8 protein-coding genes are annotated in these 12,830 nt (G+C 66.1%); 4 read left to right on the forward strand and 4 right to left on the reverse strand.

Annotated features, from left to right (window positions below; genetic code table 11):
- Nucleotides 1–175 precede the first annotated feature (175 nt).
- Both F8197_RS03305 and F8197_RS03310 read left to right on the forward strand, forming a co-directional pair.
- On the forward strand, nucleotides 176–2,167 hold the full coding sequence (locus F8197_RS03305; protein ID WP_152879917.1) for a hypothetical protein: 1,992 nt from the start codon (nucleotides 176–178) through the stop codon (nucleotides 2,165–2,167).
- Between the two features lie 179 nt (nucleotides 2,168–2,346).
- Nucleotides 2,347–3,366 carry an NADP-dependent oxidoreductase gene (locus F8197_RS03310; RefSeq protein WP_152879919.1) on the forward strand — a complete coding sequence of 340 codons (1,020 nt, stop codon included), beginning with the start codon at nucleotides 2,347–2,349 and terminating at the stop codon, nucleotides 3,364–3,366.
- Here F8197_RS03310 and F8197_RS03315 read toward each other — a convergent pair whose 3' ends face one another.
- The 4 genes from F8197_RS03315 to F8197_RS03330 form a co-directional block, all read right to left on the reverse strand.
- Nucleotides 3,367–4,011, reverse strand: a complete 645-nt coding sequence (locus F8197_RS03315) for a hypothetical protein (RefSeq protein WP_152879921.1) — start codon at nucleotides 4,009–4,011, stop codon at nucleotides 3,367–3,369.
- Between the two features lie 72 nt (nucleotides 4,012–4,083).
- A complete protein-coding gene (locus F8197_RS03320; protein ID WP_152879923.1) occupies nucleotides 4,084–5,829 on the reverse strand; it encodes a bifunctional diguanylate cyclase/phosphodiesterase in 1,746 nt (581 codons plus the stop codon).
- The gene (locus F8197_RS03325; protein ID WP_152879924.1) at nucleotides 5,826–7,169 is read right to left on the reverse strand and encodes a sensor domain-containing diguanylate cyclase; all 1,344 of its coding nucleotides are present in this window, start codon (nucleotides 7,167–7,169) and stop codon (nucleotides 5,826–5,828) included. Before F8197_RS03325 ends, F8197_RS03320 begins: the two co-directional genes overlap by 4 nt.
- Nucleotides 7,166–7,555, reverse strand: coding sequence for a phosphonate transporter (locus tag F8197_RS03330; RefSeq protein WP_152879926.1), 390 nt, complete (start codon nucleotides 7,553–7,555; stop codon nucleotides 7,166–7,168). The genes F8197_RS03325 and F8197_RS03330 overlap by 4 nt, the downstream gene beginning before the upstream one ends.
- A gap of 261 nt (nucleotides 7,556–7,816) precedes the next feature.
- Here F8197_RS03330 and F8197_RS03335 point away from each other — a divergent pair, with 261 nt between their 5' ends.
- Both F8197_RS03335 and acnA read left to right on the forward strand, forming a co-directional pair.
- Complete coding sequence (locus tag F8197_RS03335; RefSeq protein ID WP_152879928.1) at nucleotides 7,817–10,111, forward strand: TonB-dependent receptor; 2,295 nt, start codon at nucleotides 7,817–7,819, stop codon at nucleotides 10,109–10,111.
- A gap of 50 nt (nucleotides 10,112–10,161) precedes the next feature.
- A complete protein-coding gene (gene acnA / locus F8197_RS03340) occupies nucleotides 10,162–12,819 on the forward strand; it encodes an aconitate hydratase AcnA (protein ID WP_152879930.1) in 2,658 nt (885 codons plus the stop codon).
- The last annotated feature ends 11 nt before the right edge of the window (nucleotides 12,820–12,830 follow it).

Consider the following 12,830-nt stretch of genomic DNA (forward strand, 5'->3'; position numbering starts at 1 on the left):
CGTTTTTACCTTTGTTGTCTTGGGCAAGTTTGATCATCGTCAATTCCGTGGCATTTCGGTATGCCTACAGTGTTCCTGGCGTTGGGTGAGTCGTGCTTTTCACCTCGCGTGGCAACAGGTCACCCGGCGTTAGCGCAAGCGTCCGCTTGCGTTCAACCTGCCTGGGAGATTTACGATGCATCAAACCTGGACCATCAAACCCCTTCTGCAACAACGCGCCATGGCGCTTGCTGTTGCCGGCGCTGCTGCCGGCGCGCTGGCAGCAATGTTTTTAACATCGCCCGCCACGGCTGCCGCCACCGGGCCGGCCACATCCGCCGCCCCGGCCATCACGCCGGCCGGCACCGTGTACAGCATCATCAACCTGGGGCCGGACAGCGGTGGTACTGCCTTGCTTAACGAACGGGGCCAGGCCGCGTTCAATTCCTTCAACTACTACGGTGGCACCAACGGCTATTTCGACGGCGACCGCATACGCGAGATCGGTACGCTGGGCGGCAGCTACACCGAGATTACCGCCCTCAACAACCAGGGCGTGGTGGTAGGCAGCTCGGAGGACGGCGCCGAGCACAGCAACGTGCTCGGCTTTACCTGGACTGCGGCTGGCGGCATGCGCGCGCTGCCCGGCACCTCGGTGGCCAGCGCGCAAGCCATCAACGACCTCAACTATATTGCAGGCCTGAATTCCGAAGCGGGGATTTCGGCACGGGCCGTGCGCTGGAATCCCGGCGGGTCCATCACGCCGCTGGGGCCCCGGCCTACGTCGCTATCCGAGGCGAGCGCGATCAACCAGCTCCATGTCGCGACCGGCTTCGCCGATTCCGCCAGCGGCATCATCAACGCCACCTTGTGGGACGCCAGCGGCAACCCGACCAACCTGGGCACGCTGGGCGGCAGCCGGGCGTTCGGCTTCCACATCAATGCGCTTGGCGAAGTGGCCGGCCGGTCCGACATTACCGGCAACACGCGTGAAATTGGTTTCTTCTGGCGGCGTCTCGGTGGCATGCTGCCGATCGATGGCGGCGGCCCTCTCACCGATGTGGCCGACCTGAATGACCGTACCGAGGCAGTCGGCTACACCTTGCGCAGCGACGAGCGCCTGGTTGCCTACAAATGGACGCCTACCAGCGGCCTCACGCAATTGCCCAGCCTGTCGTTCAGAGACACCGTGGCCAGCGACATCAACAACGGCGGCGACATCGTGGGATCGGCGCAATTACCGGTGGGGCAGGGCTATGCCTCCTCGCGGGCCGTGCGCTGGGGCGGCGTTACCACCCCGATCGACCTGAATGCGCGCCTGTACCGCGCACCGGCCGGCCTGATCGTGCATTCCGGCCATGCCATCAACGACGCCGGCGTCATTCTGGCCAATTCGAACGCGGGCCTGGTGATGCTGCGGCCCGGTACGCGCGGTACCGACGCGCCGGTGCTGGGACCGATCGCCACCTTGCCGCGCTCGGTGCAGCTGGGCCAGGACCTCACGCTCACGGTCGGCTTTGTCGACAACTCCGTCACGCAAACCCACAAGGCCAGCGTGGTGTGGACCGACGGTTGCCCGTCGCCGGCGCCCACCGTGCGCGAGGCCGCCGGCACCGGGCAGGTCACTCTGCGCCATCGCTTCTGCGCGACCGGCTTCCAGGCGGTGCGCCTGCGTGTGACGGACTCGGGCGGCCGCTCCACCGAGTTGCTGCAGGATGTCATGGTGGAAGATCCCGCGCAGGCATCGCTGAGCGGCACCGGCACGTTGCGTGCCGGCACCGCTGCCACCGGCCGCACCACCAGCGCTGCGCCGCTGCGCTTTTCGCTGTGGGCGCCGCTGGGCGGCGCCAGCCAGCGCGCCGGTGCAGCGGGGGTGATGCTGAACGGACCATTCCACTTCCGCAGCGAGCAAGTCGCCAGCGTCAGCCGTGAAGGCCAGCTGGCCCGCGTGAGCGGCACCGGCCGCTTCAACGGCCGCGCCGGCTATCGCTTTACCCTCGAAGCACAGGATGGCGGCAGCCAGAACGGCGCCACCGATCGCCTGCGCGTGCGCATCACGCACGTGGATGCGACCACCGATACCGAGGTGGTCGATTACGACAACGCCGCGCCAGCCAACCTGCGCGCGGCTACCCCCGCGCGCGACCTCAGCGCCGTGGCCGACGGCAGCCTGGCGCTGCGGAACTAGTCCATTCCATTTGGTAATTCGCATCATCGGGCGGGCGTGGGCGCAGGGTGTGCCAGCGCACGCCCACGGGCGGCAACGCGACGACCGCTTAATGCCGGGGCCGGTAGAATCTTTGGTACACCGGGCCAGCCTCGCAGCTGTCGCCATTTCTCCCGAACATCACGTCAAAAGGATATACCTTGAGCGAACATAACCAACGCATCCTGCTTGCCAGTCGCCCGGACGGCAAGCCTGCACCCGAGCATTTCAAGCTCGACGCCGTACCGGTTGCCGAACCCGCCGACGGCCAGGTGCTGCTGAAAGTTCTCTTCCTGTCGCTGGACCCCTATATGCGCGGCAGGATGAATGCCGGCAAGTCGTACGCCAAGCCGGTGGAGGTGGGCGATGTCATGGAAGGCGGCACGGTGGCCCGGGTGGTCCGGTCACGGCACCCCGATTTTGCCGAGGGCGACGTCGTGCTGTCCTATTCCGGCTGGCAGAGCTATGCCGTGGCCGATGGCGCCACGCTGCGCAAGATCGATCCGTCGGCCGCGCCGGTCAGCACCGCGCTTGGCGTGCTCGGCATGCCCGGGTTTACCGCCTACGCCGGTCTGCTGACCATCGGCCAGCCGAAACCCGGCGAGACCGTGGTGGTCGCAGCGGCCAGCGGGGCTGTGGGGTCGGCCGTCGGCCAGATTGCGAAGATCAAGGGTGCGCGCGCGGTCGGTATCGCGGGCGGTGCGGACAAGTGTGCATTCCTGCGGGACGAACTCGGCTTCGATGCCGTGGTCGATCATCGCGCGCCGGATTTCGCGACGCAGCTGGAGGCCGCCTGCCCGCAAGGGATCGACGTCTATTTCGAAAATGTGGGCGGACATGTCTGGGACGCCGTCTTCCCGCTTCTGAACGACTTCGCACGCGTGCCGGTATGCGGACTCATCGCGCAATACAATGACACCGCGCCGCGTCCCGGCCCGGACCGTCTGCCGGGCGTGATGCGCGAAATCCTGAGTCGCAGCCTGCTGATACGCGGTTTCATCCAGCGCGAGTTCGTGGACCAGCGTCCGGCGTTCGAGCGCGAGATGGCGGCCTGGATAGCTTCCGGCCAGGTCCGCTACCGCGAGGATATCGTCGATGGCCTGGAAAGTGCACCGCAGGCGTTTATCGGTCTGCTGGAAGGGCGCAACTTCGGCAAGCTGGTCGTGCGCGTCAGCGAATAACTAGTTTATCGCCTGCTCGCGGTGCGCCGGGCGGCGCCTGTTCCGGGCAACCAGACCCATCACGCCCAGCCCCAGGCCCAGCAGTGCGGCGGGGGGCAGCTCCGGCACAGCGCTGAGCGGCACCACCTCGATATCGAAGCGGATCGCTTCGAATTGGATCTGGCCGGAGAAAGCAGGAAGCTGCCCGGTCATGATTTCATACACCAGCAGGCGGCCATACAGTCCCGAGGCGAGCGAGGTGTTGGTTGTGTACGTCAGCGTGCTGCCGTTGTCGGCGAGCATACCGTCGTGGCCTGTGCCCACGAGGTCGGAGTCGAACATGCCGCAACGGTCGCAACGCGGTACCAGCACGTCGAACGACAGCGCGATGTTGGCGTTGCCCGTCCCATTGCCCAGGTCGTACGTGGCGCTCAAGGTGGCATTCATCTTGCCGGTGAGGGCGTAGTTGATAGGCGCTTCCAGCTGAAACACGCGCTTGTCGATCCACATGCCTGCGCCGGTTGGCGTGGGCAAATATAACGTATCGTAAGGAATATCGTAGGTGATGGTGTGGGACTGGGTAGCAGGGACAGTGCCTGCAGTAGCGATGCCGGCGCTGGTGGCGATCAGCGCGGGGAACAGCAGTTTCGACAATGAATATTTCATGTTTATCCTCGTGGCATTGGTAAGATGGTGGCCGCTGTGATAGCACGAAGATAATACATGTAATAAATATAATTATGCAATATTTAACACTTCCCGGTGCTGATTGAGCCACTTCAGCAACACGGCGCTCTCCAAAGGCCGGCTGTACAGGTAACCTTGCCCCTTGTCGCAGCCCTGGGCATGCGCCACGTTGGCCTGCTCCACGGTTTCGATGCCTTCCGCCACCGTGGTCATGCCGAGGCTGCGGGCGACCAGCACGGTGGCCTCGATCAGTACCTTGTGGTGCGCACTGCTCGCAGCCAAACTCACGAACGAGCGGTCGATCTTGACCGTGTCCACCGGCAGCAGGTGCAGGCTCGACAGCGACGAATAGCCGGTGCCGAAATCGTCGAGCGCCAGCTTCACACCGAGTTGCTTGAGGCCGATCAGTTGCTGCTGGATGTCTTCGCCCTGCGCGGCCAGGCTCTCGGTGATTTCCAGTTGCAGCTGTGCGGCTGGCATGCCGCTGGCCGCCAGGATGATGGCCACCTGGTCGCACAGGCCGGGCTGGGTCAGCTGCGCGCGCGACAGGTTGACCGCCAGCAGGCGCGGTGCGCGATCGCCCAGCTGGCGCTGCCAGGCGACGAAATCGCGGCACGCCGTGGCCAGCACCTGCGCACCGATCGCGTTGATCATGCCGGTCGATTCGGCGATGCCGATGAATTCGACCGGGCCGACCAGGCCGCGTACCGGGTGGCGCCAGCGCACCAATGCCTCCACGCCGGCGCCCGGGTCCATGCGGCCATCGGCCAGCAGGCCCACCACCGGCTGGTACACATTGAACAATTCGGCGCGGTCGATCGCCAGGCGCAAGTCTGCTTCCAGGCTGCTGCGCAGCAGCGCCTGTTCGCGCATTTCCTGCTCGAACGCGACCATGCGGTTGCCGCCCTGCGACTTGGCCACGGCCATCGCAATGGCGGCGTCGCGCAGCAGGTCGTCGGCGTCCTGCGCGCCGGTTTTCAGCACCACCAGCCCCAGGCTGAAGGTGAGCGACAGGTCCTGTTCGCCCACGCGATAGGGCCGGCCCAGGCGCTGGAGCAGGCGGCCGGCGATGCGCTCGACCACCTCCGGCGCCGGCAAGCCGTCGAGCAGTACGGCAAATTCGTCGCCGCCCACGCGGGTGGCGGTTTCCACGGCCAGGCCGCTGCCGGGGCGTCCGCCCGCGCGCAGCGTGGTGCGCAGGCGCTCGGCCACCAGCGCGATTACCTGGTTGCCTACCGCGTTGCCGAGCGTATCGTTGACCTGCTTGAAGCGGTCCAGGTTGAGCAACAGCACTGCGCAGTGGTCGCCGCTGGCAGCACGTTCGCGCGTGGCCATCTTGCGCAGCAGCGTCAGGGTGCCGGCCCGGTTCGGTAGCTGAGTGAGAGTGTCCAGCTGGGCTGCGCTGGCCAGCATGCGCTGCTCGCGCACCACCTCGTGGGTGGCGTCCAGCAGTACCGCCATCAGGCGGTTGTCGTCGAGCTTCAGCAGGCCTAGCGACAGTACGTCGGGGCCTTCGGCGTGGCCGTGGGTCGCTTCCACGCTGATGCGGCGGCCTTCGCACACCACGCCCTGCTGGTCGGAATAGTCGGCGCACAGCTGCGGCAGATCGGGCGCGTGGCGGCGCAGGACGTGGAAAAAGTTTTCCATGTCGCCGTCCGGCGCCAGCGGCATCAACAGGCGTGCCGCCATCGGATTGAGGATCTCGATGGCGCCGTCTTTCTGCAGCTGGATCAGCGCCACCGGCGCCCGGTACAGGAACTGGATCAATGCCTCGTAGGCCAGGTCACCTTCGCTCATGCCTGCTCCGCTGCCGGTGGTTCCCAGCACGCCACCTGGTTGCGGCCGCGCCGCTTGGCTGCGTACAGGGCTTCGTCGGCGCGCTTGATCAGGCCGTCGAAGCCGTCGAGCGTGTCGTCCATCACCGCCACGCCGATGCTGATCGAGTACACGATTGGCTGCTGCTCGTAAGTGGCGGGCGTGCGTTCCACCTCGGCGCGCAGGCGCTCGGCAATCGCCAGCGCATCGTCCAGCGCCACCGACGGCAGGATGATGGCAAATTCTTCCCCGCCGATGCGCGCCAGCACGTCCACCTGGCGGCACACGCTGCGCATGGTGCGGGCCAGGTGGGACAACACCGCGTCGCCGGCCGGGTGGCCATGGCGGTCGTTGATGGCCTTGAAGTGGTCGGCGTCGATCACGATCAGGGCCACCGGGCGCAGCGCTTTTTTGCGGCGCGCCAGTTCCAGGTCGGCCGCCTCGAAGAATGCGCGGCGGTTCGACAACCCGGTCAGGTGGTCGCTGTAGGCGGCCTTGCGCAGGCTTTCGCTGGCGTCGCGGCGGTCGGAAATATCGCGGATGATCATGCAGTAGGCCGGTTCGTCGTCGGCCGGCGGGGCAGGGGACACTGTCTCGTCGCCGCGTACCGGCAGTGGCGAAATCATGGCGCTGCCCCAGAACTCGGTGCCGTCGGCGCGCAGGCGCAGGCCTTCGTCCAGGGTCCAGCCGTTTTCGTCGGCCTCGCGCAAGCGGTCCAGTTGCTGCGCTTCGGTGGTGGCGCCGGCGGGATAAAAGCGGGCGTAGTGCTGGCCCTTGATGGCGGCCGATGCATAGCCGGTCACGCGCTCGATGCTCTCGTTCCACGACTCCACCCGGCCCTGGCGGTCGAGACAGACCAGCGCATAGTCGGTGATGTTGGTCATGATGGCGTTGAGCCAGGCATCGGTTTTGCGCAGCTGCCGCTCGCGCCGGTCTTGTACGGTAACGTCGGCCAGCACCGCCATCAACCGGTCGGTATTGAGCTTGAGCATGCTGAGCGACATCACCTGCGGCCCGCCGCTGCGGTCGTCCGCGTGCACATACAGGCGGACGGCGTCGCAGATCGTTCCTTGCGGTGCGGCGAAAGTGGCGCACTGCTGGCGCAGGTCGGGCGCAACCGGCGCCAGCGCCTCGAACAGGTTGGTCAGCCCGCCGTCGCGGCTGAGCGGCATCAGCAGTTGCGCCGACACCGGGTTGAGCATCTGGATGGCGCCGTCCGCAGCGAGCTGCACCAGTCCCACTGGCGCCATGTACAGGAACTGCAGCAGTGCTTCATGTTCCTGAGCATGCTCCTGCGCGGTATCCTCTCCGATGGCGCTCATGAGCGATGTACCAGCACGTAGGCCAGCGCGGCGCCGGGCTGGTACACCAGGCGCAGCTGGACCTTGGTCGGGCGCATGCGCAAGGTCAGCACGTAATTGATGGTGGCGTCAAGCGGTGTGCCGTCGGCGCGGGCGTCGGCAAAGCGCTGGGCCACCATGAAGTTGTTCATGCACGGCGCCACGGCCAGGAACAGGTCCTGGCCCAGCACCCGCTCCGCGCGCAGCCCCGCCGCCTGCGCTTCGAAGGTGTTGTAGCGCTGAACCACGCCAGCGGCGTCGAAACCGATCACACCGAAACCCAGGGCGTCCAGCGCAGTGGCATCGCTGTGCTCGAGCAAGGCGGCCAGGTCGGGCTGGTCAAAGGGGATTTCGGCATGCAGGGTCATTTCGGTTTCCTAGGGTACGGACAAAAGCAAGGGTAACATTTACTCAAGGCAATTTACCATCGCTGGCTGATCCGTTATGTGCGCTAACTAGCATTGGCGTGAGGAAACTCAAATCTGCGCGTGATCGCGCACAGATTTGCTCAAGGACGTGAGTGTTTGTTACCTGGAAGCGAATACCGGTAACTTTTGGCCTACCATTCACTAATTGATATATTAGTGTTTAAGCACCGCAGAGTGCTTCCTTCAACCCACGGAGACTGTATGCCACGTATTTCCCTCGGCGCGCCCCTGCGCCTGACCACCCTTGCCCGCGCCACCGCACTTGCCCTGACGGGCCTGGCCGCCCATTCTTCGCTGCACGCCCAGGACGTTGCCGCCAAGCCGGAAGAGGGACTGCAAACCGTGGTCGTCTCCGCGCAAAAGCGCTTGCAGTCGATGCAGAACGTGCCGGTGGCCGTCAACACGGTGGACTCCCGCGCGATCGAGAACCAGCAGATCATGGAGTTTTCCGACCTGACCCGCGTGGCGCCGTCGATGACGCTCAATCAAAACCCCGGCAACAACACGATTTCGCTGCGCGGCATCGGCACCTTTGCCTACAGCACCGGCATCGAATCGGCGGTATCGGTGATCGTCGATGACGTGCCGGTGATCCAGCAGGCGCAGGCGTTTTCCAACCTGTCCGACATCGAGCGCATCGAAGTGCTGCGCGGCCCGCAAGGCACGCTGTTTGGCAAGAATTCGTCGGCCGGCGTGATCAACGTGGTGACCAAGGCATCGGCCGAGACGCTCGAAGGCAGCGCCCAGGTCACGCTCACCAGCGACGGCGAACACCGGGTGGAGGCATCGATTTCGGGCCCGCTGAGCGAAGCTGCCGGCTTCCGCCTGAACGTGTACGGCAACCAGCGCGACGGCGAAATCACGAACCTTGCCACCGGCCACGACCTGAACGGCGATCGCGGCAAGGGCGTGCGCGCACGCCTGGACCTGAAACCGGCCGCCGATGTCACCGCCAGGATCATTGCCGACTACAGCACCCGCCAGGTGGAAGGCCCGGTGACCACCATGCGTTCGGTGCCGCCCGGCTCGCGCCAGCAGGGCGTGGCGCCGCTGGAACCGGCCCTGGTCGGCGTCAACGTGGGCCCGGAAAACCGCAGCGTGCGCATGGATACGCCCGGTTTCAACCGCAACGAAGCCGGCAGCCTCAGCGCCAGCATCGGCTGGAAGCTCGACCGCCACACGCTCAACTCCACCACCACGTACCAGGACTGGCGCAACACCGTGCTGGCCGACTTCGACTTCAGCACCGTCGATCTGCTCGCTGCGCTGACCAATGATGTGCGCCACGGCGGCGTGTCGTTCACCAGCCCCACGCGGTCGCGCATGTTCACCCAGGAGCTGCGCCTGACCTCGAACGGCGACGGGGTGTTTAATTACCTGGGCGGCTTGTACTACTCCAATTCCGACACCAACCGCAAGTTCGATCGCGGTCCGGTCCTTTCGGTCGCGCGCTGGGACGCCAGCAATGGCAACCGCACGCTGGCCGCTTTCGGCCAGGCCGACTACAAGCTCACCGACGCCACCCGCATCAATGCCGGTGTGCGCTACAACCGCGAGAAAATCGACGTCGATTACACCAACCTGGTGCCGGCCGCGCAGCCGCGCTACATGGGCGAGAACACCGACACGGCCACCACCGCCAAGCTGGCGCTGCAACACGACCTGGACAAGGCCATCATGGTGTATGCGTCGTACGCGACCGGCTACAAGGGCGCCGGTTACGATATCTCGACCGGCTTCGATGCCACCCGCGTGCGGCTGCCGGTGGCGCCGGAAAAATCGAAGGCGATCGAACTGGGCCTGAAAAGCCGCTTCCTGCAAAACCGCGTGCAGTTGAACGCCACTGCGTTCCAGACCGACTACGACGACTTCCAGGCGCAGTCGTCGCGCATCGATCCGCTGACCAACATCCGCCAGAACGCGGTGACCAACGTGGGCGAACTGCGCACCAAGGGCGTGGAACTGGAACTGACGGCCAAGCCGATCAACACCCTGATGATCGAAAGCTCGCTCGCTTACGTGGATGCCAGGATACGCTCCATGCCCAACGGCTTGTGCTACCCGGGCCAGACCGTGGCGCAGGGCTGCGTACGGGTGGGGACCGCCTCGGTGCAGGACCTGGCCGGCAAGCGCCTGTCGAATGCGCCCAAGCTGAAATTCACGCTGGGCGGCACCTATAATTTCGGTTTCGGCGAGTCGGGCTATAGCGGCGTTGCCAACCTGAACTACCAGCACCAGTCGGCCGTCAACTTCGACCTGGGCGCCAATCCGCTCACCGAGCAGCAAGGCTACGGCATCCTCAACGGCAGCATCGGTGTATCGAGCCCCGACCACAACTGGAAGGTGACGCTGTTCGTCAACAATATGCTGGACAAGAGCTACAGCAGCTTCATCGGCGACCACTACAACTTCTACAGCGGCAGCCACGTGCTGATGCAATACCTGCCGCGTAATTCGGAGCGTTACGCGGGCGTGCGGGTCAAATACGAGTTCTGACGCTTGCATACTATTTGCATATTAATGCGGTAATATGCAAAGATGGTGGCATGGAAAAATCATCCGCCATCACAGTTTTCCCACCAGCCTGGCTGGACCACGCCGGCCAGCGCTATCGCGTGGTCGATCTGCCGCAATTGCTCGGCGACGACCTGCCACGGTTGCCCGTCGTGCTGCGGCTGCTGCTGGAGAACGCGGTACGCCACACGGGCGGCGACGAGCGCGTTGCCGGTGTTGCGGCCATCGTCGACTGGCTGGCGCACGGCACCAGCGCGGCGGAAATCGCCTTCCAGCCGGGCCGCGTGCTGATGCACGACACCACCAGTACGCCGGCGCTGGTCGATATCGCCGCCATGCGCGATGCGCTGGCCGAAGCGGGCTTAGATCCCACCGTGCTCAATCCGGGTCTGCCGGTCGATGTGTCGGTGGACCATTCGCTGGGGGTGGAATTTTTCGCCCGGCGCGACGCGGTGCAGCGCAACCTGGCGCTGGAACTGCACCGCAACCGGGAGCGCTACAGCTTCCTGCGCTGGGCGGGGGCGGTGATGCGCGGCGTGCGCATCCACCCGCCCGGCACCGGCATCATGCACACGATTAACCTCGAACAGCTGGCCACCGTGGCCCGCGCCGAACAGCGCGACGGCACGCTGTGGGCCGTGCCCGACACCCTGATCGGCACCGACAGCCACACCCCGATGATCAACGGTATCGGCGTACTGGGGTGGGGCGTGGGCGGACTGGAAGCGCAGACCGTCATGTTCGGCATGCCCATCATGCTGCGCGTGCCCGACGTGATCGGCGTGCGCCTGACCGGGCGCCTGCCGGCCGGCGTGACCGCCACCGACCTCGCCCTGAACGTCACCCAGCGCCTGCGCGCCATCGGCGTCTCGGGCGAGTTCGTGGAGTTTTATGGGCCCGGCGTGGGCGCGCTGACCGCCGGCGAGCGCTCGGTGGTGGCCAATATGGCGCCCGAATACGGCGCGTCCAGCGGTTACTTCCCGATCGACGAACACACGCTGGCATACTTGCGCGATACCGGCCGCGCGCCGGCTGCGGTGGCGCTGGTGGAAGCGTATGCCAAACGCGTGGGCCTGTGGTACCAGCCCGACAGCGCGCCGCGCTACACGCGCACCATCGACGTGGCGCTGGACGCGATCTCGATGCACGTGGCCGGCCCGCGCCGCCCGCAGGACCTGCTGTCGTACGCGCAGACCGGCGCCGCACTGGCGAAGCTGGCGTTTGCTCCAAAGCCGGGGGCTGCCGCGCAGTTCCCCGGCATGCCGCGCCACCCGATCGCGATAGCCGCCATCACCAGCTGCACCAACACGTCCGATCCGGCGCTGCTGGTCGCCGCCGGCCTGGTGGCGCGCCGCGCGCGTGCATTGGGATTGACCGTTCCATCCTGGACCAAGACCTCGCTGGGCCCGGGCTCGCCCGCCGCCGCCGATTACCTCGCGGGCGCCGGCTTGATCGACGACCTGGCGGCCGTGGGGTTCGACATCGTCGGTTTCGGCTGCACCACCTGCATCGGCAATTCCGGTCCGCTCACGGAACCGATCCAGCAGGCCCTGCATGCCGGCGCGATCCACCCGGTAGCGATGTTGTCGGGGAACCGCAACTTTCCCGGCCGCGTCCATCCCGACCTGGACCTGGGCTTTTTGATGTCGCCGCCGCTGGTGATCGCCTTTGCGCTGGCCGGCAACGCCGAGGCGGATTTGAGCTGCGATCCGGTGCAGCACCGCGCCGACGGCACGCCGGTATACCTGCGCGACCTGTGGCCCACGCCGGCCGAGGTGGCGCAGGCGCTGCACGCAGGCGCCCGGGCCGACGATTATCCGCGTGCGTTCGCGCTGGCCAGCGCCAATCCGCTGTGGCATGCGCTGGACGTGGCGACCGCGGCGCGCTTTCCGTGGGACCCGGCATCCACCGCGCTGCGCCGGCCGCCGTTTGCCGCCATCGACGAGGGCAGCCAGTTGGGCCGCTACAGCGCGTATCCGCTGCTGGTGGTGGGCGACGACATCACCACCGACCACATCTCGCCGGCCAGCGCCATCCCGAAAGACAGCTATGTCGCCGACTTCCTGGTGGCGCGCGGCGACGACCGCGACGACCTGAATGTCTTCGCTTCGCGGCGCGGCAACTGGGAAGTGATGCTGCGCGCCGCTTTTTACAGCAAGACGCTGCGCAACCTGCTGGCGCCCGGAGCTCCCGTCGCCAACACCTTGCACGTGCCCAGCGGCGTGGTGGCGCCCATCTTCGAGGTGGCGCAGCAGTACCGCCAAGCGGGCGACCCGGTCGTGCTGGTGGCTGGTGAGCGCTATGGCACCGGTTCGTCGCGCGACTGGGCGGCCAAGGGCCAGCGGCTGCTGGGCATCCGCAGCGTGCTGGCGGTGAGCTTCGAACGCATCCACCGCTCCAACCTGATCGGCATGGGCATTCTGCCGTTGCGGCTGCCCGCCGGCGTCAACCCGGCCACGCTGAACCTCGCGCCCGGCGACCGCATCGAGATCGACGCCCGGCCCGAGCTGATCGCGCCGCGCTGCCCGGTGGCGGTCAACATCGTGCGCGTCAGCGGCGCCACCGAACGGTTGCAGGCCACGGCTGCCGTGGAAACCCGTCTGGAAACCGCGCTGCTCAAGCATGGCGGCGTGATCCCGTTCATCCTGCAGAAAACCATTGCGCAGCAACGGGGCGAGGAATTCTGCTAGCCTTCGGGCTG

This window comes from Duganella sp. FT27W, from assembly GCF_009295655.1.
Lineage (GTDB): Bacteria > Pseudomonadota > Gammaproteobacteria > Burkholderiales > Burkholderiaceae_D > Rugamonas > Rugamonas zoogloeoides.

What these genes read in the sequence shown, in the direction of transcription:
- F8197_RS03305 (WP_152879917.1), top strand. Translation starts at nt 176, where the DNA reads ATGCATCAAACCTGGACCATCAAACCCCTTCTGCAACAACGCGCCATG.
- F8197_RS03315 (WP_152879921.1), bottom strand. Translation starts at nt 4,011, where the DNA reads ATGAAATATTCATTGTCGAAACTGCTGTTCCCCGCGCTGATCGCCACC.
- F8197_RS03320 (WP_152879923.1), bottom strand. Translation starts at nt 5,829, where the DNA reads ATGAGCGAAGGTGACCTGGCCTACGAGGCATTGATCCAGTTCCTGTAC.
- F8197_RS03325 (WP_152879924.1), bottom strand. Translation starts at nt 7,169, where the DNA reads ATGAGCGCCATCGGAGAGGATACCGCGCAGGAGCATGCTCAGGAACAT.
- F8197_RS03330 (WP_152879926.1), bottom strand. Translation starts at nt 7,555, where the DNA reads ATGACCCTGCATGCCGAAATCCCCTTTGACCAGCCCGACCTGGCCGCC.
- F8197_RS03335 (WP_152879928.1), top strand. Translation starts at nt 7,817, where the DNA reads ATGCCACGTATTTCCCTCGGCGCGCCCCTGCGCCTGACCACCCTTGCC.
- acnA (WP_152879930.1), top strand. Translation starts at nt 10,162, where the DNA reads ATGGAAAAATCATCCGCCATCACAGTTTTCCCACCAGCCTGGCTGGAC.